Origin of the sequence: Kineococcus halophytocola, assembly GCF_041276425.1 — a bacterium.
GTDB classification, from domain to species: Bacteria; Actinomycetota; Actinomycetes; order Actinomycetales; family Kineococcaceae; genus Kineococcus; species Kineococcus halophytocola.
On sequence record NZ_JBGFTU010000003.1, the window covers coordinates 209,389 to 226,636 of the forward strand.

Here is a 17,248-nt window from a genome sequence, read left to right on the forward strand (position 1 = left end):
CGCCGGTCAGCTGTTGGTGGTGGTGGCGGCCCGCTGGGTCGTGGCGAACGTCCACGTCAGGCCGGCGCTCAGGCCCTGCACGCTGCCCGTCGGCGCGACGCCGTTGACCGAGACGTCGTCGTTGGTCGCCGACGGCAGGGTCAGCGAGACCTGGAAGTACCGGGTGGCACCGGGGGCCAGGCCCGGCCCGCTCAGCGACGGTGGCGCGACCGACGTGCTCGCCAGGGTCGCCGCCGGGGTCTGCGCCAGGACGGGGACCCCCGTGCCCGGGACACCGGGGGCAGAGGTGGTGCAGGTGCCCGTGGCGACCGTCCAGGCGACGGGGCACTCGTTCACCGTGACCTGCAGCCCCTTCGTCGCGCTGGTCGTCAGCAGGGTGGGGCTGGAGTCCGCGAGCCGCAGCGTCAGGCCCTGACCGGGCAGGGTCCCGGTGTTCTGCAGCTGCACGTAGCGGTTGACGACGTCGCCGGGGGCCAGGTCACCGACCACCGAGGTGAAGCCGGCGCTGCCGGCCGTCGGGGACAGGGTCAGCAGCAGGGTGCCGGTGCGCACCTGCTGGGCGGTGCCGTTGAACGCCTGGGCGGTCAGCGCGGCGTAGACCCCGCCGGAGGTCAGGGCCACCCCGGCGGCCACGGTCGCGGCGATGCCCGCGACCTGCCGCGCCCCGCGCCGGGTGCCGCGGCACCGGTGCCCGGTGGTGGGGTGCTCCGGGGTGCCGTGCTCGGTGACGCTCATCGCAGGACCTCGTTCTGGTGGGGGGTGGGCTGCAGGGGGGAGGGGGCCTGCGGCGCGGGGACGGCCACGACCGGGAGGTCGCGCGCCGGTCCGTCCGCACCGCAGGACGCGCACGGGATCGCGGCGGTGGTGGTGGAGGTGGTGGAGGTGGTGCACTCCGGGCAGTCGCAGGCCCGGGCCCGCCACTGCGGCAGCAGCACCAGCCCGGTCACCCCCAGACCGGCCAGGACCACCAGCAGCACCTTCAGCCCGGTCCCCCAGCCGGCCGGGACCCCGGGCAGCACGCCCGGCAGCACGGTCGCGACCACGGGGACGCGCGCCCCGGGCAGCAGGTCGGTCCAGGCGTCGGGTCCGGCGTTGGCGTCGCCCTTGGTCTGCACGCTCACCGCTCCGGCGGTCACCGCGACGTCGTGGACGCGGTGGGCGACCGGGGCGGGCATGTCCGGGGTCATGACGAGGACGACGTCGCCCCGGCGCAGCCGGTGGGGGTCGGTGTCCAGCGTCACGAGCCGGTCCCCGGCGCTGAAGGCGGGGGTCATGCTGTCGCTGAGCACGTGGTGCACGGCCAGCCCGGCGGTGAAGTGGGCCAGGAGCAGGCCCGCGGCGACGAACAGGCCCAGGCTCGAGGTCACGGCACCCAGGAAGCGGCGGCGGCTCACGGGCGCCCACCGCCCGGCACGCTCGGGGACGGGGTCTCCGGGGAGCACCCGGTGCGGGTGGGGACGACGGGCACGACCTGGACACCTCCCGATGGTGGGTAACCATTGCTAGAAGGTGATCGGCTGTCCGGGTGACGACTTGAGCGCGGCGCGCTCGGAGCAGGCGTGTGGTGCGGTCGCGGTGCGGTCGGACGCCGGGCCCGCTCAGGCGTAGCCGGTGCCGCCGCTGACGCCGAAGAACTCCTCGAGCGTGGCGGTCCCGCTGCCGGCCAGCCGCTGGACGAGGTCGGTGCCCACCCACCGCCAGTGCCAGGGCTCGGCGTCGTAACCCGTCACGGCGGTGGCCCCCTCGGGGTAGCGCAGCAGGAACCCGTACCGGCCGGCGTGCGCGCGCAGCCAGTCCGACTCCGGCGTCTGCGCGAAGCAGTCCTCCAGCAGGCACCGCGGCCGGGTGCGGCCGCTGAAGTCGACCGCCAGCCCCGTCTGGTGCTCGCTGTAGCCGGGGCGGGCCGACAGGCTCTCGGCGGCATCGAGCCCGTCGCGCCGGACGGCGTTCTCGTGCACGGCCCGCTGGCGCTCGTAGGAGCGGTACCCGCTCGCCACGCCGAGGACCACGCCGTCGCGCTCGGCGTCGCCGAGCAGGGCCCGCAGGTCCGGGGCGATGACGGCCGCGACCTCCGCACCGCCCACGACGGCCAGGGCGGGGGCGTACTCCCGCGGCTGCAGGGGGTGCTGCTTGTTGACGACGACCCACGGGCTGTCGGCCGCCGTCCGCGACGGTCCCTCGACCGCGGTCGGCTGCGTCTGGACCGGCGCCACCGGCTGCGGGGGGTCCGGCGGGGCCGAGGGCGGCACCGGGGCGGGCCCGGTCGCCGCCACCGTCTCCGGGTCCTCCCCGGCCGGCCGCGCCAGGACGACCCCACCCCCGACGCCCGAGAGGAGCAGACCGCCGAGCACCGCGCGGCGGGCGAGGACGGCCCGGTGGCTGAAGTGCCGGTGACCGTCGGGCAGCACCTGCGGGGCGAACGGCGAGCGCCGCCTCCGGGGGGCCGCTGGGGTCATGGGCGCGATCCTCCCAGTGCGGGGCACCGGCGTCACGTCCCTCCCCCGGCCTCCGGCCACCATGGCGTCTGACACGATTCAACATCCGCGGAACGGCGCTCGCGCCGAGACGGCGCCGACCACCGGTGGCATCCGACCATCCGGACCACCGCAACTGGTGCAGCACAGACGGTCCGGGTCGTGCAGAGCGCCGGGACGGACCCCCTCGCGCCGAGGCTGCGCGCGGCCGTCGACGCCGACCGGCCCCGCCACTCTTGTGAAACGTGTCAATCCTGATCTACCGTGGCCTCGTCCGCGACGGCGCGGACCGTGGCCCCAGAGAGCAGGAGCGGAGCAGGCATGACGAACGGCGAGTCCGGCCGGACCTCGGACACCCCCACCCCCGGCACCCCCCGCGAGCGCGCCCTGGCCGTCCTGGCCACCCAGGCGATCGAGCTGCCCTCCTGGGCGTTCGGGAACTCCGGCACGCGGTTCAAGGTCTTCGGCACCCCCGGCACCCCCCGCGACCCCTTCGAGAAGATCAGCGACGCCGCGCAGGTGCACCGGTACACCGGCGTCGCCCCCCGGGTCTCCCTGCACATCCCGTGGGACCTGGTCGAGGACTACGGCGAGCTCGCCGCCCACGCCGCCGACCTCGGCGTCACGATCGGCATGGTCAACGCGAACCTGTTCCAGGACGACGACTACAAGCTCGGTTCCCTGACCCACCCCGACCCGCGGGTGCGGGCCAAGGCCGTGGCCCACCACGGCGAGTGCGTCGAGGTCATGCGCGCCACCGGGTCCAAGGAGCTCAAGCTCTGGCTGCCCGACGGCACCAACTACCCCGGCCAGGACGACCTGCGCGCGCGCCAGGACCGCCTCGCCGAGTCCCTGCAGCAGGTCTACGCGCTGCTGGACGAGGACATGCGCCTGGTCCTGGAGTACAAGTTCTTCGAACCCGCCTTCTACTCCACCGACGTGCCCGACTGGGGCACCTCGCTGCTGCACTGCCTGGCCCTGGGCGAGCGGGCCAAGGTCGTCCTGGACACCGGCCACCACGCCCCGGGCACGAACATCGAGTTCATCGTCGTCCAGCTCCTGCGCGCCGGCCGGCTGGGGGCCTTCGACTTCAACTCCCGCTTCTACGCCGACGACGACCTCATGGCCGGGGCCGCGGACCCGTTCCAGCTGTTCCGGATCATGCACGAGATCGTCGGGGCCGGGGCCCTGGAACCGGGCACCCCCTCGGACGTGGGCTGGGACCCGGCCGGTCGCGGCGTGAACTTCATGCTCGACCAGTGCCACAACGTCGAGGAGAAGATCCCCGGGCAGATCCGCTCGGTGACCAACGTCCAGCAGGCCACGGCCAAGGCGCTGCTGGTGGACCGCGACGCGCTGCGGGCCGCGCAGCACGCCGGGGACGTCCTGGGCGCGCACGACGTGCTCATGGACGCCTACCACACCGACGTCCGCCCGCTGCTGGCCGAGCTGCGCCAGAGCCAGGGGCTGGACCCCGACCCGATGGCCGCCTTCACCGCGTCGGGCTACCTGCAGCGCACCGCGGGTGAACGCGTCGGCGGGACCCAGGCGGGGTGGGGCGCGTGAACACCCCCGTGAACTCCCCCGTGGACACCCCCGAGAACACCCCCGAGCCCGTGCGCGACCTGCTGCGCCGCTCGCACGCGCTCGGCGCCGACCCCCGGTTCACCAACTACGCCGGCGGCAACACCTCCGCCCAGGGCACCGCGACCGACCCGGTGACGGGGCAGGACGTGCAGCTGCTGTGGGTCAAGGGGTCCGGGGGCGACCTGGGCACCCTGACCCAGGACGGTCTGGCCGTGCTGCGATTGGACCGCGTCCGGGCCCTGGCCGGGGTCTACCCCGGGGTCGAGCGCGAGGACGAGATGGTCGCCGCGTTCGACTACTGCCTGCACGGCAAGGGCGGGGCCGCGCCCTCGATCGACACCGCCATGCACGCCCTCGTCGACGCCGCCCACGTCGACCACCTGCACCCCGACGCCGGCATCGCGCTGGCCTGCGCGGCCGACGGTGCCGAACTCACCGAACGGGTCTTCGGCGGGAAGGTCGTGTGGGTGCCCTGGCGCCGTCCGGGGTTCCAGCTCGGTCTGGACGTCGCCGCCGTGAAGGAGGCCAACCCGGACGCCGTGGGCACGATCCTCGGCGGGCACGGCATCACCGCCTGGGGCCAGACCTCCCAGGAGGCCGAGGCGAACTCCCGGTGGATCATCGAGACGGCCGAACGGTTCCTCGCGCAGAACTCCGTGCCCGAACCCTTCGGCCCGGTCCTGCCCGGGTACGAACCCCTGCCGGCCGCCGAGCGCCGCGCCCGCGCCGCCGCCCTGGCCCCGGTGCTGCGCGGCATCGCCAGCCGCGACACCCCGCAGGTCGGGCACTTCACCGACGCCGACGTGGTGCTGGACTTCCTGTCCCGCGCCGAGCACCCGCGGCTGGCCGCCCTCGGCACCTCCTGCCCCGACCACTTCCTGCGCACCAAGGTCGAGCCCCTGGTCCTGGACCTGCCGCCGACGGCCTCCCTGGAGGAGGTGAAGGCGCGGCTCGCGGAACTGCACGAGACCTACCGCGCCGACTACCGCGCCTACTACGAACGGCACGCCGACGCCGACTCCCCCGCGATGCGCGGGGCCGACCCCCTCGTCGTCCTCGTCCCGGGCGTGGGGATGTTCTCCTACGGCCGCAACGCCCAGACCGCGCGCGTGGCCGGGGAGTTCTACGTCAACGCGATCAACGTCATGCGCGGCGCCGAGGGCGTCTCGACCTACGCCCCCATCGACGAGGCCGAGAAGTTCGGCATCGAGTACTGGGCGCTGGAGGAGGCCAAGCTCGCGCGGATGCCGAAGCCCAAACCCCTGGCCACCCGCATCGCCCTGGTGACCGGGGCGGCCTCGGGCATCGGCAAGGCCATCGCCACCCGGCTGGCCGCCGAGGGCGCCTGCGTCGTCGTGGCCGACCTGGACCTGGAGAAGGCCCGTGCGGCCGCAGCCGAGCTGGGCCCGGCCGACGTCGCGGTGGGGGTGGCCGTCGACGTGTCCGACCCCGCGGCCGTGCGCGCCGCCGTCGACGCAGCCGTCCTGGCCTTCGGCGGTCTGGACCTGGTGGTGAACAACGCCGGCCTGTCGATCTCCAAACCCCTGCTGGAGACGACCGAACGCGACTGGGACCTGCAGCACGACGTCATGGCCAAGGGTTCCTTCCTCGTCTCCCAGGCCGCCGCCCGCGTCCTCATCGACCAGGGCCTGGGCGGGGACATCGTCTACATCGCCTCGAAGAACTCGGTGTTCGCCGGGCCGAACAACCTCGCCTACTCCGCCGTCAAGGCCGACCAGGCCCACCAGGTCCGGTTGCTGGCCGCCGAGCTCGGCGAGCACGGCGTGAAGGTCAACGGGGTGAACCCCGACGGCGTCGTGCGCGGGTCGGGCATCTTCGCCGGCGGCTGGGGCGCCCAGCGGGCCGCGACGTACGGCATCGACGAGCAGGACCTGGGGAAGTTCTACGCCCAGCGCACCCTGCTCAAGCGGGAGGTCCTGCCCGAGCACGTCGCGAACGCCGTCGTCGTCCTCACCGCCGGGGACCTGTCGCACACCACCGGCCTGCACGTCCCCGTCGACGCCGGCGTCCCCGCCGCGTTCCTGCGCTGAGAGGAGACCCGATGTCCGTGCACGTCGCCGTGGACCTGGGTGCCTCCAGCGGCCGGGTCATGGTCGGCACGGCCGCCCCCGGGGTCCTGGCCCTGGAGGAGGTCCACCGGTTCGGCAACGGCCCGGTCCCGGTCGCCGGGGCCTGGTTCACCGACGCCGTCGGGTTGTGGCAGCAGGTCCGCACGGGCCTGCGCGCCGCGGCGCGGCACACCGCCGACGCCTCCTCGGTGGCCGTGGACACCTGGGCGGTCGACTACGGCCTCCTGGCCGCCGACGGCACCCTGCTCGGCACGCCCCGGCACTACCGCGACGGCCGGACCGACGGGGTCGCCGAGCGCGTCCACGCCCGCGTGCCGGCCGTGGACCTGTACCGCCGCAACGGCCTGCAGCACCTGCCCTTCACGACGCTGTACCAGCTCGTGGCCGAGGGCCGGCTGCTGGAGCTGGCCGACCGGTTGCTGCTGCTGCCGGACCTGTTCGGGCACTGGCTGGCCGGTGTGCAGGGCGCCGAGGCGACCAACGCCTCGACGACGGGGCTGGCCGACGTCCGCACCGGCCGCTGGGCGCCCGACCTCCTCGAGCTGGCCGGCATCCGGCCGGGGCTGCTGCCGGACGTGCACGACCCCGGCACCGTCCTGGGGGGCCTGCGGCGCGAGGTCCTGGCCGACTCCGGCCTGGGGGCGGGCACGCGCCTGGTCGCGGTCGGGTCCCACGACACCGCCTCGGCCGTCGTGGCCGTCCCCGCCGCGGACGAGGCGTTCGCCTACGTCGCCTGCGGCACGTGGGGCCTGGTCGGGGTCGAGCTGGAGGACCCGGTGCTGTCCGCGGAGTCCTTCGCCGCCAACTTCACCAACGAACGCGGCGTCGACGGCCGCATCCGCTACCTGCGCAACGTCATGGGCCTGTGGGTCCTGCAGCAGTGCGTGGCCGAGTGGGAGGCCGAACCCGGTCAGCACGGTCCGGTCGACCTCGGTGACCTGCTCGCCGCGGCCGCCGACGTCGCCCCCGGGGGGCCGGTCGTGGACGTCGACGACCCCCGGCTGCTGCCGCCGGGCCCGATGGTCGCCCGCGTGCGCACCCTGGTCCAGGAGTCCGGCGCCCGGCCCCCGGCCACCCGCGCGCAGGTCGTGCGGTGCGTCCTGGAGAGCCTGGCGGCGGCCTTCGCCCGCTCGGTCGCCGACGCCTCGCGGCTGTCCGGCCGGGACGTGCGCGTGGTCCACCTCGTCGGTGGCGGGGCGCGCAACGCGCTGCTGTGCCGGCTGACCGCCGACGCCTGCGGGCTGCCCGTCGTGGCCGGCCCGGTCGAGGCCACCGCCCTGGGCAACGTGCTCGTCCAGGCGCGCGCGGCCGGTGAGGTGTCCGGGTCGCTGGAGACGCTGCGCGCCCTCGTGCGGCAGACTGCCGACCTGGTCACGGTCGCCCCGCGCACCAACCCCGAACCGCAGCACACGTAGGAGTGTCGTGAAGCGCCAGACCCCGAACCCCCGTGAACTCCTGGACCTCGTCGGGTTCAAGAAGCCCCAGCTCGACGGCCGCAAGCGCCGCCTGGAGAACGCCCTCACCATCGAGGACCTGCGGGGCATCGCCAAGCGCCGCACGCCGCGGGCCGCCTTCGACTACACCGACGGCTCGGCCGAGGGCGAGATCTCGCTGGCCCGCGCCCGGCAGGCCTTCAGCGACGTGGAGTTCCACCCCTCGATCCTGCGCGACGTGTCCACGGTCGACACGTCCACGACGATCTGGGGCGGACCCTCGGCCCTGCCGTTCGGAATCGCCCCCACCGGGTTCACCCGCCTCATGCAGACCGAGGGCGAGGAGGCCGGCGCCGGGGCCGCGGGGGCCGCGGGCATCCCGTTCACGCTGTCCACCCTGGGCACGACGACCATCGAGGGCGTCCAGGCCGCCAACCCCACCGGGCGCAACTGGTTCCAGCTCTACGTCATGCGCAAGCGGGAGATCTCCTACGGCCTGGTCGAGCGCGCCGCGGCCGCCGGGTTCGACACGCTGATGTTCACCGTCGACACCCCGATCGCCGGGGCCCGGCTGCGGGACAAGCGCAACGGGTTCTCCATCCCCCCGCAGCTGACGCTGTCCACCCTCCTGGACACCGCCACCCGGCCCGGCTGGTGGTTCGACTTCCTCACCACCCGCAAGCTGGAGTTCGCCTCCCTGACCGAGACCGGCGGCACCGTCGGGGAACTGCTCGACTACGCGATGGACCCCTCCATCGACTACGACGACCTCGCCGAGATCCGCAGCCTGTGGCCCGGCAAGCTCGTGGTCAAGGGCGTGCAGAACCTGCCCGACGCCCGCACCCTGACCGACCTGGGCGTCGACGGGATCGTCCTGTCCAACCACGGCGGCCGGCAGCTGGACCGTGCCCCCATCCCCTTCCACCTGCTGCCGCAGGTGGTGCGCGAGGTCGGGCGCGACACCGAGATCGCCGTGGACACCGGGATCATGAACGGGGCCGACGTCGTCGCCTCGATCGCGATGGGGGCCCGGTTCACGCTCATCGGGCGCGCGTACCTGTACGGGCTCATGGCCGGCGGGCGCGCCGGCGTCGACCGCGCCATCGCGATCCTGGCCGACCAGGTGGTGCGCACGATGAAGCTGCTGCAGGTGCAGACCCTGCAGGAGCTGACCCCCGCCCACGTCACCCAGCTCCAGCGCCTGGCCCCCCGCCCGCTCACGAGCTGAGCGGGCGGGGGCCCGCACCCGGGGTCCCGCCGTGGGGCCCCGGGTGCGGGCTCAGGCCACGCCCAGCGCCTGCTTGACCGGGTCGATCGCGAAGTACAGGACGAACAGCACCGCGACGACCCACATCACCGGGTGCACGGCCCGGGCGCGCCCGCGGGCCACCTTGAGCAGCACGAAGGCGATGAACCCGGCCCCGATCCCGGCGCTGATCGAGTAGGTGAACGGCATGAGCACGATCGTCAGGAACGCCGGGACCGCGATCTCGAAGTCGGTCCAGTCGATGCCCTTGACCTGCGTCATCATGAGGAACCCCACGACGACGAGGGCGGGGGTCGCCGCCTCGTAGGGGACGATCGAGACGATCGGGGCCAGGAACGTCGTCAGCAGGAAGGCGGTCCCGGTCACGACGCTGGCCAGACCCGTGCGCGCCCCCTCCCCGACGCCGGTGGCCGACTCGATGAAGCTGGTGTTGCTGGAGACCCCGCCCGCGCCCCCGGCGGCCGCGGCCAGGGAGTCCACGACCAGGATGCGGCGCATCCGCGGCGGGTTGCCGTTCTCGTCGAGCAGGTCGCCCTCGGCGCCGATGGCGACGACGGTGCCCATCGTGTCGAAGAAGTCCGCCAGCAGCAGGGTGAAGACGAGCAGCAGGACCGTGACCCAGCCGATCCGCTCGAAGGAGCCCAGCAGGGAGAAGTGCCCCAGCGTCGCGAAGTCGGGGGTGTCGATCCAGGAGTCCGGCAGCGCCGGCACGTTCAGCCCCCACGCCCGGTCGTTCGCGACCGACCCGTCGGCACCGGTGCGCGGGCCCAGGTGGGCCACCGCCTCCACCGCCACGGCCAGGACGGTGGCCACCACGATGCCGCCGAGGATGGCCCCGCGGACCCCGCGCGCCATGAGCACGAGCGTGAGGACGAGCCCGACGACGAAGACCAGCGTCGGCCAGCCCGAGAGGAACCCGCCGATCCCGAGTTCGAGGGGGGTCCCGCTGCCCGCGCGGACGAAGCCCGCGTCGACGAGACCGACGATGGTGATGAACAGGCCGATGCCGACGCTGATGGCCGTCTTCAACGGGGCCGGCACGGCCCGGAACACGGCCTCGCGCAACCCGGTGAGGACGAGCACGAGGATGAGCAGGCCCTCGATGACGACCAGGCCCATCGCGTCGGGCCACGTCATGCCGGGCAGGGCCGCCACGCCGAAGGCCAGGAAGGCGTTCAGGCCCAACCCGGTCGCCAGCGCGAGCGGGTAGTTCGCCACCGCCCCCATGAGGAGGGTGACGACCCCGGCCACCAGGGCGGTGCCCGCGGCGACGGCCGCGAGGTTGGGCGAGGTGCCGCCGCCGAGGTACTGCCCAGTGCTGTCCGGCTGGGTCCCGATGATGAGGGGGTTCAGCACGACGATGTAGGCCATCGTGAAGAAGGTCGCCAGGCCCCCGCGGACCTCGCGTCCCACGGTGGAGCCACGGGCACTGATCTCGAACCAGCGGTCGAGCGCGGACGGGGCGGCGGTGACGGCCATCGGAACCTTCGGGTCGGGTGCTGCGGAGGGGGTGCTGCGGAGGGGGCCACGTCCTCGGAGCCGTGGCGCATCCTGCCAGACGCCGGGCGGGTCCCCCGGCCACCGGACCTCCCCCGGGGCGCCGGCGCTGTCCCCGCGGGCAGGCACCCCCCGGGACCCTGCGCGGCCGCAGGGTCCCGGCGGGCGGGTCCTCACCAGTGCGCGGTGCGCGGGACCGGCTGGCAACCGGGGCAGGAGAACGAGGACCGGTTCATGAACGCGTCCCGGCGCACGAGCGAGCCGCACCGCGGGCAGGCCCGGCCGACCTGGCCGTAGACCGCGAGCGAGCGGTCGAAGTACCCCGAGGCCCCGTTGACGTTGACGTAGAGGGAGTCGAAGCTCGTGCCCCCCGCGGCCAGGGCCGCCGTCATGACCTCCCGCAGCCCGGCGAGCAGCGCGTCCGCCTGGGCGCGCGTCGCGGACCGGGTGGGCCGGGCGTAGTGCAGCTTCGCCCGCCACAGCGCCTCGTCGGCGTAGATGTTGCCGACCCCCGAGACGAGGGTCTGGTCCAGCAGCGCCCGCTTGAGGCCGGTCGTCTTCTCCCGCAGCCGCCGCGCGAACAGCGCGTCGTCGAAGGCGGGGTCGAGCGGGTCGCGCGCGATGTGCGCGACCGGCGCGGGCAGGAACCGGGACCAGGGCGCGTCGGGGAACTCCCCCAGCCCGCCGAGGCCGCCGTCGCCGACCCCGACGAGGGGGACGACCGCGACCCCGCCGAACGTGCGCTGGTCGACGAACCGCAGGTCCTCGCGGCCGTCGTCGAACTCCCACACGGCCCGCAGGTGCTTCTCGGCCGGCGCCTTCGCAGCCTCGACGAGCAGCTGCCCGCTCATGCCGAGGTGGACGACCATCGCGTCGGCGGCGTCACCGTCGGCGGTGGCCAGCGGCAGCCACAGGTACTTCCCGCGGCGCACCGCGTCCGCGACGACGAGGCCCTCGGTGCGGGCGATCGCGTCCTCGGGCCCGGCGACGTGGCGCCGCGTCACCCGCGGGTGCAGGAACCGCGCCGAGCGGACCGTGCGGCCCACGACCCAGCGGGCCACCCCGCGGCGGACGACCTCGACCTCGGGCAGTTCGGGCACGTCAGGACCGGCTCAGGACGACGCGCGCACGGCCGCGGCGACCGTCGCCGCCCGCAGGGCCTCGACGGCGGCGCTGGCGGCCTTCTGCTCGGCCTCCTTCTTGCTGCGCCCCTCGCCGTGACCGAGGGCGGTGCCCCCCACGACGGCGTCGGCCGTGAACGCCTTGGCGTGGTCGGGCCCGGACTCGGAGATCGCGTAGGACGGCACGCCGAGGCCCTCGGCGGCCGTCAGCTCCTGCAGCGCGGTCTTCCAGTCGGTGCCGGCGCCCAGGCGCTCGGAGGAGTCCATGAGCGGGGAGGTCAGGCGCAGCACGAACTCGCGCGCACCGTCCATCCCCACGGACAGGTACGTCGCGCCGATGACGGCTTCCAGGGTGTCGGCCAGGATGGAGTTCTTGTCCCGGCCCCCGGTGCCGAGCTCGCCCTTGCCGAGGCGGACGTGCGCGCCGAGGTCGAGACCGCGGGCGATGTCGGCGAGCGCGCGGGAGTTCACGACAGCGGCCCGCAGCTTGGCGAGCCGGCCCTCGGAAACGTCCGCGAACCGCGCGTACAGCTCGTGGGTGACGACCAGGCCGAGCACGGCGTCCCCGAGGAACTCGAGGCGTTCGTTGGTCGGCAGCCCGCCGTGCTCGTAGGCGTAGGACCGGTGGGTCATGGCCAGCAGCAGGAGCTCGGCCTCCACCTCCACGCCCAGGGCAGCAGTCAGCCGGGCGACGTCGCGGACGTCGCCCGGCGTGACGGCGGGGGCCTGCTGAGCGGTCAGCTCAGAGGTCCTTGACCTTGCGGCCCTTGTACTCGAGGTACAGCGGGGTGCCGGCGGAGTCGGTGACCACACGGGCGGTGTGCGGGCGCGAGTAGGCGACCTGACCGCGCACGGTGCTGCGGACCAGCGTCTCCTCCTGCGCCTTCCACTGCGAACGGCGGGCGCGCGTGTTGCTGCGGGACATCTTCCGCTTCGGGACGGCCACGATCAGCTCTTCTCTCTGGTTCCGGACGGGGAGTCGTCACTGCTGGGGAGCAGGGACTGCAAGGCGGCCCACCGGGGGTCCGCCGGTTCTTCGGAGACGGGGGCCGGTTCGGAGACCCCGATCTCGTAGTCCTGCTGGCAGGGGCCGTCGCACTCGGGCTGGAACGGCAGGTCCAGCACGATCGCGTCCCGCACGGCGGGTTCGAGGTCGACGAGCTCGCCGGGGGCGACCTCACGGATCTCGTCCTCGTCGTCGGCCACCTCCGCCGGCGTCTTGCCGGGGTAGGCGAACAGCTCCTGCAGGGTCACCTCGACCGGTTCGGTGACCTCGGTGAGGCACCGCACGCACTCGCCGACGGCGGTGCCGCGGACGGTGCCGGAGACGAGCACACCCTCCATGACGGCTTCCATCCGCAGGTCCAGCTCGAGGTCGTCGCCCTCGGGCACGCCGATGACGGCGATGCCGAGGTCGGCGGGGGCGGGCACGGTGCGCTGCAGGGTGCGCATGGTGCCCGGTCGGCGGCCCAGGTCGTGCGTGGACAGCACGAGCGGCGCGTTCGGGTCCAGGTGACCCTCCGGCAGCTGCCTCTTGCTCACGTCCACACCTCGTCGCTCGACCGTTCCGACACACCACACGGCCCCGCCGCTGGGTGGGGGCACCACTCGCGTCGAGGCCGTCCCCAAGGGTAACCGAGGCCGCGGCCACGACCCAATCGCCCGGTGGCCGAGCGCCTCAGGAGTCCTTCCCGCCCGTCGCCGGGGCCGCGTCCCCGGACTCCCCGGACTCCCCGGACGACCCGGACGACCCGGGCTGCGCCTGCGGCTCCGCGCCGGTCTCGCGCACCTTGAGCCGGTCGCGCCCGCGCGCGGCCTGCTGCTTGAGGCGGTCCAGCTCGTCCTCGAAGTCGGACAGCTTGCGGTCGACCCAGGCGTCGGCGTCGACCCGCAGGCGCTTGGCCTCCTCGCGGGCCGTCTGCACGATGTGGTCGGCCCGTTCGCGCGAGGCGCGCGTCACGGCCTGGGCGTCGACGAGCTCCTCGGCCCGCTCCCGGGCCTGGGCCACCAGCTCGTCCGCCTCCAGCCGGGCGGCCTCGAGGACCTCGTCGCGCTGGGCGAGCACGTCCCCGGCCTGCTGCACCTCGGCCGGCAGCAGCCGCCGGACGTCGGCGACCAGCGCGAGCAGCTGCTCGCGGTCGACCACGACCGACGACGACAGCGGGACACCCCGCGCACCCGACACGAGCGCGGCGAGCTCGCCGAGCTTCTCGTGCACCTCCACAGCAACTGCCTCCCTAGAGCGTCGACCGGCGTTCAGGCCGGGTCGGGGGCATTCTCCCCCAGCCGGGTCCCCAGCGCGGCACGCACCGCCGCCGGCACCAGCCCGGAGACGTCGCCGCCGTGGCGGGCGACCTCCTTGACGAGGGAGGAGGAGACGTGGCCGTAGGCGGGGTCGCCGACGAGGAAGACGGTCTCCAGGCCCGTGAGGTGGCGGTTCATCAGCGCCATCGGCAGCTCGTAGGCGTAGTCGGTGCCGCTGCGCAGGCCCTTGACCACGACGGGGGCGCCCAGGCGGCGGCAGTGCTCGACGAGCAGGCCGCCGTCGAACTCCGTCACGACGACGCGCGCGGCGCGCGGGTCCCCGGACTCGGCCAGGGCGCGGCGGACGAGGTCGGCCCGCTCGGGGCCGGTGAAGGTCCCGCGCTTGTCGGGGTTGACGGCCACGCCGGCGTGCACGACGTCGAACAGCTCCGCGGCGCGCAGCAGGACGTCGAGGTGCCCCAGGGTCAGCGGGTCGAAGCTGCCCGGGCACACGCACACCCGGCCCCCGGTGCCGGTCCCGCTCCCGCTCGCGCCGGTCTCCTCGCTGCTCATGGGCGCACCGTAGCCACCCACACCGTCGTCTCCCCGTACCGCCGCTGCCGGACGCCGTCCACCACGTCCGGCCACCCCGGCTCGGGGGTGCGCGAGGACCGCTCGACCACGAGCGTGGCGGCCGGGGCCAGCAGCGGGGCCAGCACGTCCAGCAGCGCGGTGACGTCCCCGGTGGGCACGGCGTACGGCGGGTCGAGCAGGACGAGGTCCCACCCGCCCTCGACCACGGCGGCCGGGGAGGCGGCGAACCGCTCGGCGCGGTCGGTGACGACGCGGACCCCGGGCAGGCCCAGGGCGGCGACGTTGGCCCGGGCGGTGGCGGCCGCCGGCCGGGCCGCCTCCACGAGGACGACCTGCGCGGCCCCGCGGCTGGCCGCCTCCAGGCCCAGGGCGCCGGAGCCGGCGTACAGGTCCAGCACGCGCGCCCCCTGCACCGCCCCGGCGGCCTCCAGGGCGGAGAACAGCGCCTCGCGGACGCGGTCGCTCGTGGGCCGGGTGGTCTCCCCCGGGGGCACCTTGAGCCGGCGGCCGCCCGCGGCGCCGGCGACGATCCGGGTCACGAGACCCTCCTGGCCCGGTGCGCCGCGTAGGCCCAGCCGATGCCGACGGCCGCGGCCGAGGCCAGGACCTGCCCGAGCAGCAGCCAGTCGAAGGCGCCCCGGGCCAGGGTGGCGAGCAGCACGGGCACGCTGACGAGGACGGCGAGGTCGGGTCCGGTCGTCACCGCCGCCGCCGCGCCGGGCGGGATCGCGCCCATCGCCGTGGCGACGGCGGGACGCGACAGGTCCGGGTCGGGCCGGACCGCCCCGCGCAGCGCGGCCGCGGCGAACCCCGGACCGGCCAGGGCCCCCAGCAGCGCCCACGACCACCAGGCCGCCCCGAGGGACTCCCCGTGCAGCAGACCGGAGGCCGTGACCGCCAGGGGATAGGCCAGCGCCCCCCACAGCGCCGACAGGACGGCGACGGGGATCCACCGGACGGCGACGACCGTGGTGGCCGAGACCGGCAGGGCGCGGGCGGCGGCCGGGACGAGGGCGAGGCTGCGGGCCGGTTCGGACAGCGTCGTGGCGGCGGCGTACCCGGCCAGCCACAGCAGCAGCGCGGCCACGGCCCGGTGGGCCGAGGTGCCCGCGGCCAGGACGAAGGGGACCAGGACGAGGACCCCGGCGGTCACGAGCCGGCGCGGCTGGCGGCGCAGCAGGAGCACGTCGGCGGCCACGACGGCCGAGACCGGGCCGCGGACGAGGCCGAAGCGGCGCCGGCGCCGGACCCGGCCCCCCGAGTCGGCCGACAGCGCCCGGCCCATCTCCCGCACGTCGATCTGCAGCACCGAGGAGGTCAGCCGCTCCAGCCGGGAGGCCCCGCGCCGCAGCGACGGCGAGGGCACGTCCCCGGCCCGCGCGAAGGCCCCGCGGCCGGCGAGCACGGCCACGACGAGCGCCCCGGCGGCCACGACGGCGGCGGGCACGAGCACGGCGCCGGGCTGGACCGCGTCCACGGCGATCCCGGCCGCCGCGCTGGCCGCGAGCAGCACGAGGAGGGCGACACCCACGGCGTCCAGGACGCGCCCGGCCCGCAACAGCGCCCGCACCCCCGACCCGACGGCCGGGCGGACGAGGAGCAGGTACCCGGCCCCGGCGAGCCCGGCGCCGACGGCGAACCCGCCGCCGGGGCCCGCGGCGGCGAGGGGACCGGTCAGCTCCCCGGCCACGCCGAAGGCCACCGACGTCGCCCACGCCGTGAACAGCCCGCCCGCGAGCGCCGAGCCCAGGGCCCGGTTGCGCACGACGGGGCGCAGCAGCTCCCCGCGGTCCACGGGCAGCGGTGTCCACCACGTCGTCGGGGCGGTGCCCAGGGAGACGGGCCCGAGCCGGCACCACACGGCCAGGCCGAAGGCCGTGAAGCTCACCGCGACGCCGACGGCCGTCAGCACGGCCGACGTCTGCGCGGTCCAGCCCGGCCCGTCCCCGGTGCTGGACAGCCCGGCCCGCAACGCGTTGCGCAGCGAGCCGCTGCCGCCGAGCAGCAGCAGGAAGGCGATGCCGACCTGCAGCAGCGTCGTGTAGGTGTCCACGACGCTGGCCCGCAGCCCGCGGGCGGCGCGGGAGGGCGCGGCCTCCTCGAGGAGGTCGCGCCGGGAGGGGTAGGGCTGGTCGGCCAGGGGCCCGACGAGCGCACCCCGCGGCCCCGCGTCGGGTGCGCTCACCGGACGGGGTCGCTGACGATGCGGGCGGCCTCGTCGGCCCCGACGACCCGGCACGTGCCCTCGCTCCCGCCGCCGTCGTCGATCACGACGGCGCGCGTGGCGAGCCGGCGCAGCAGGACGACGTCGTGGGTGGCCAGCACGAGGGCCGTGCCGGCGTCGCGCTCGGCGAGCAGCCGGTCGGCCAGGGCTTCGCGGCCCGTGGGGTCCAGGCGCTGCTCGGGTTCGTCCAGCAGCAGCACCGAGCGCGGCCGGACGAGGGCCGCGGCCAGCAGCAGCCGCCGCTTCTGCCCGCTGGACAGGGAGACCGGGAGCTGGTCGACGGCGTCGGTCAGGCGCTGGGCCTCCAGCTCGGCGTCGACGACGGCGACGACGTCGCGCACGCCGTGCCCGCGGGCGACGAGCTCGAGGTGCTCGGCGACGGACAGCTCGGCGAACCAGGCGTCCTCGTCGAAGACGCAGGCGACCTCGCGGCGGAAGCGCACCGAGCGCTCGTCGACGGGCTCGCCGTGCAGACGGACGGTCCCGTCGAGGGGTTCCAGCAGCCCGGCCACGGCCCGCAGGACGGTGGACTTGCCCGCACCGTTGGCCCCGACCAGGCACAGCGCCTCCCCCCGCGCGACGTCGACCGTCACGGGGGCGCAGACCGGCTCGCCGTAGCCGACGACGAGCCGGTCCATCCCCAGGACGACGTCCCGGACGGGGCCGCGGGCCCGGGCGCGCTCGCTCCTGCTCATGTCCGTCTTCTCATGTCCGTGT

Annotated in this window: 17 protein-coding genes; 4 read left to right on the forward strand and 13 right to left on the reverse strand. The window is 75.2% G+C overall.

The genetic code is table 11. The features are described 5' to 3' along the window. Positions 1-6: 6 nt before the first annotated feature. From AB2L27_RS03925 to AB2L27_RS03935, 3 genes are all read right to left on the reverse strand, one after another. A complete protein-coding gene (locus tag AB2L27_RS03925) occupies positions 7-735 on the reverse strand; it encodes a TasA family protein (RefSeq protein WP_370440153.1) in 729 nt (242 codons plus the stop codon). Then, a complete protein-coding gene (locus AB2L27_RS03930; RefSeq protein ID WP_370440154.1) occupies positions 732-1,394 on the reverse strand; it encodes a signal peptidase I in 663 nt (220 codons plus the stop codon). The genes AB2L27_RS03925 and AB2L27_RS03930 overlap by 4 nt, the downstream gene beginning before the upstream one ends. Before the next feature lie 204 nt (positions 1,395-1,598). Continuing rightward, complete coding sequence (locus tag AB2L27_RS03935; RefSeq protein ID WP_370440155.1) at positions 1,599-2,456, reverse strand: M15 family metallopeptidase; 858 nt, start codon at positions 2,454-2,456, stop codon at positions 1,599-1,601. 339 nt (positions 2,457-2,795) lie between these two features. Between AB2L27_RS03935 and rhaI the strand changes: the two genes are divergently transcribed. Genes rhaI through AB2L27_RS03955 form a run of 4 tightly spaced genes read left to right on the forward strand, consistent with a single transcriptional unit; the run spans position 2,796 to position 8,812 of the window. Beyond that, entirely contained in the window at positions 2,796-4,040 is a 1,245-nt protein-coding gene (rhaI, locus tag AB2L27_RS03940) for an L-rhamnose isomerase (protein ID WP_370440156.1), read from the forward strand. After that, positions 4,037-6,112, forward strand: coding sequence for a bifunctional aldolase/short-chain dehydrogenase (locus AB2L27_RS03945; RefSeq protein ID WP_370440157.1), 2,076 nt, complete (start codon positions 4,037-4,039; stop codon positions 6,110-6,112). Before rhaI ends, AB2L27_RS03945 begins: the two co-directional genes overlap by 4 nt. An 11-nt stretch (positions 6,113-6,123) precedes the next feature. Beyond that, complete coding sequence (locus tag AB2L27_RS03950) at positions 6,124-7,566, forward strand: rhamnulokinase (RefSeq protein ID WP_370440158.1); 1,443 nt, start codon at positions 6,124-6,126, stop codon at positions 7,564-7,566. A 7-nt stretch (positions 7,567-7,573) separates the two neighbouring features. Beyond that, complete coding sequence (locus AB2L27_RS03955; protein WP_370440159.1) at positions 7,574-8,812, forward strand: alpha-hydroxy acid oxidase; 1,239 nt, start codon at positions 7,574-7,576, stop codon at positions 8,810-8,812. Positions 8,813-8,863: 51 nt separating this feature from the next. Here the strand turns inward: AB2L27_RS03955 and AB2L27_RS03960 are convergent, their stop codons facing one another. The 10 genes from AB2L27_RS03960 to AB2L27_RS04005 all read right to left on the reverse strand — a co-directional run bounded on the left by AB2L27_RS03960 (position 8,864) and on the right by AB2L27_RS04005 (position 17,226). Then, positions 8,864-10,330 (reverse strand): NCS2 family permease, encoded by a 1,467-nt coding sequence (locus AB2L27_RS03960; protein ID WP_370440160.1) that lies wholly within the window; start codon positions 10,328-10,330, stop codon positions 8,864-8,866. A gap of 191 nt (positions 10,331-10,521) precedes the next feature. Further along, positions 10,522-11,448 (reverse strand): bifunctional DNA-formamidopyrimidine glycosylase/DNA-(apurinic or apyrimidinic site) lyase, encoded by a 927-nt coding sequence (mutM, locus tag AB2L27_RS03965; RefSeq protein WP_370440161.1) that lies wholly within the window; start codon positions 11,446-11,448, stop codon positions 10,522-10,524. 12 nt (positions 11,449-11,460) lie between these two features. Then, positions 11,461-12,210 (reverse strand): ribonuclease III, encoded by a 750-nt coding sequence (gene rnc / locus AB2L27_RS03970; protein WP_370440202.1) that lies wholly within the window; start codon positions 12,208-12,210, stop codon positions 11,461-11,463. A gap of 1 nt (position 12,211) precedes the next feature. After that, positions 12,212-12,415 carry a 50S ribosomal protein L32 gene (gene rpmF / locus AB2L27_RS03975; RefSeq protein ID WP_366169218.1) on the reverse strand — a complete coding sequence of 68 codons (204 nt, stop codon included), beginning with the start codon at positions 12,413-12,415 and terminating at the stop codon, positions 12,212-12,214. A gap of 2 nt (positions 12,416-12,417) precedes the next feature. Next, a complete protein-coding gene (locus tag AB2L27_RS03980) occupies positions 12,418-13,011 on the reverse strand; it encodes a YceD family protein (RefSeq protein WP_370440162.1) in 594 nt (197 codons plus the stop codon). A gap of 136 nt (positions 13,012-13,147) precedes the next feature. Then, complete coding sequence (locus AB2L27_RS03985; RefSeq protein WP_370440163.1) at positions 13,148-13,693, reverse strand: hypothetical protein; 546 nt, start codon at positions 13,691-13,693, stop codon at positions 13,148-13,150. A gap of 32 nt (positions 13,694-13,725) precedes the next feature. Beyond that, positions 13,726-14,286 (reverse strand): pantetheine-phosphate adenylyltransferase, encoded by a 561-nt coding sequence (gene coaD, locus AB2L27_RS03990; RefSeq protein WP_370440164.1) that lies wholly within the window; start codon positions 14,284-14,286, stop codon positions 13,726-13,728. Beyond that, complete coding sequence (gene rsmD / locus AB2L27_RS03995; RefSeq protein ID WP_370440165.1) at positions 14,283-14,846, reverse strand: 16S rRNA (guanine(966)-N(2))-methyltransferase RsmD; 564 nt, start codon at positions 14,844-14,846, stop codon at positions 14,283-14,285. Before rsmD ends, coaD begins: the two co-directional genes overlap by 4 nt. Continuing rightward, positions 14,843-16,492, reverse strand: coding sequence for a DUF6297 family protein (locus AB2L27_RS04000; protein ID WP_370440166.1), 1,650 nt, complete (start codon positions 16,490-16,492; stop codon positions 14,843-14,845). The genes rsmD and AB2L27_RS04000 overlap by 4 nt, the downstream gene beginning before the upstream one ends. Next, positions 16,489-17,226, reverse strand: a complete 738-nt coding sequence (locus AB2L27_RS04005) for an ABC transporter ATP-binding protein (RefSeq protein WP_370440167.1) — start codon at positions 17,224-17,226, stop codon at positions 16,489-16,491. Before AB2L27_RS04005 ends, AB2L27_RS04000 begins: the two co-directional genes overlap by 4 nt. Between the last annotated feature and the right edge of the window lie 22 nt (positions 17,227-17,248).

What these genes read in the sequence shown, in the direction of transcription:
- AB2L27_RS03925 (WP_370440153.1), bottom strand. Translation starts at nt 735, where the DNA reads ATGAGCGTCACCGAGCACGGCACCCCGGAGCACCCCACCACCGGGCAC.
- AB2L27_RS03935 (WP_370440155.1), bottom strand. Translation starts at nt 2,456, where the DNA reads ATGACCCCAGCGGCCCCCCGGAGGCGGCGCTCGCCGTTCGCCCCGCAG.
- rhaI (WP_370440156.1), top strand. Translation starts at nt 2,796, where the DNA reads ATGACGAACGGCGAGTCCGGCCGGACCTCGGACACCCCCACCCCCGGC.
- AB2L27_RS03950 (WP_370440158.1), top strand. Translation starts at nt 6,124, where the DNA reads ATGTCCGTGCACGTCGCCGTGGACCTGGGTGCCTCCAGCGGCCGGGTC.
- AB2L27_RS03960 (WP_370440160.1), bottom strand. Translation starts at nt 10,330, where the DNA reads ATGGCCGTCACCGCCGCCCCGTCCGCGCTCGACCGCTGGTTCGAGATC.
- coaD (WP_370440164.1), bottom strand. Translation starts at nt 14,286, where the DNA reads ATGAGCAGCGAGGAGACCGGCGCGAGCGGGAGCGGGACCGGCACCGGG.
- AB2L27_RS04005 (WP_370440167.1), bottom strand. Translation starts at nt 17,226, where the DNA reads ATGAGCAGGAGCGAGCGCGCCCGGGCCCGCGGCCCCGTCCGGGACGTC.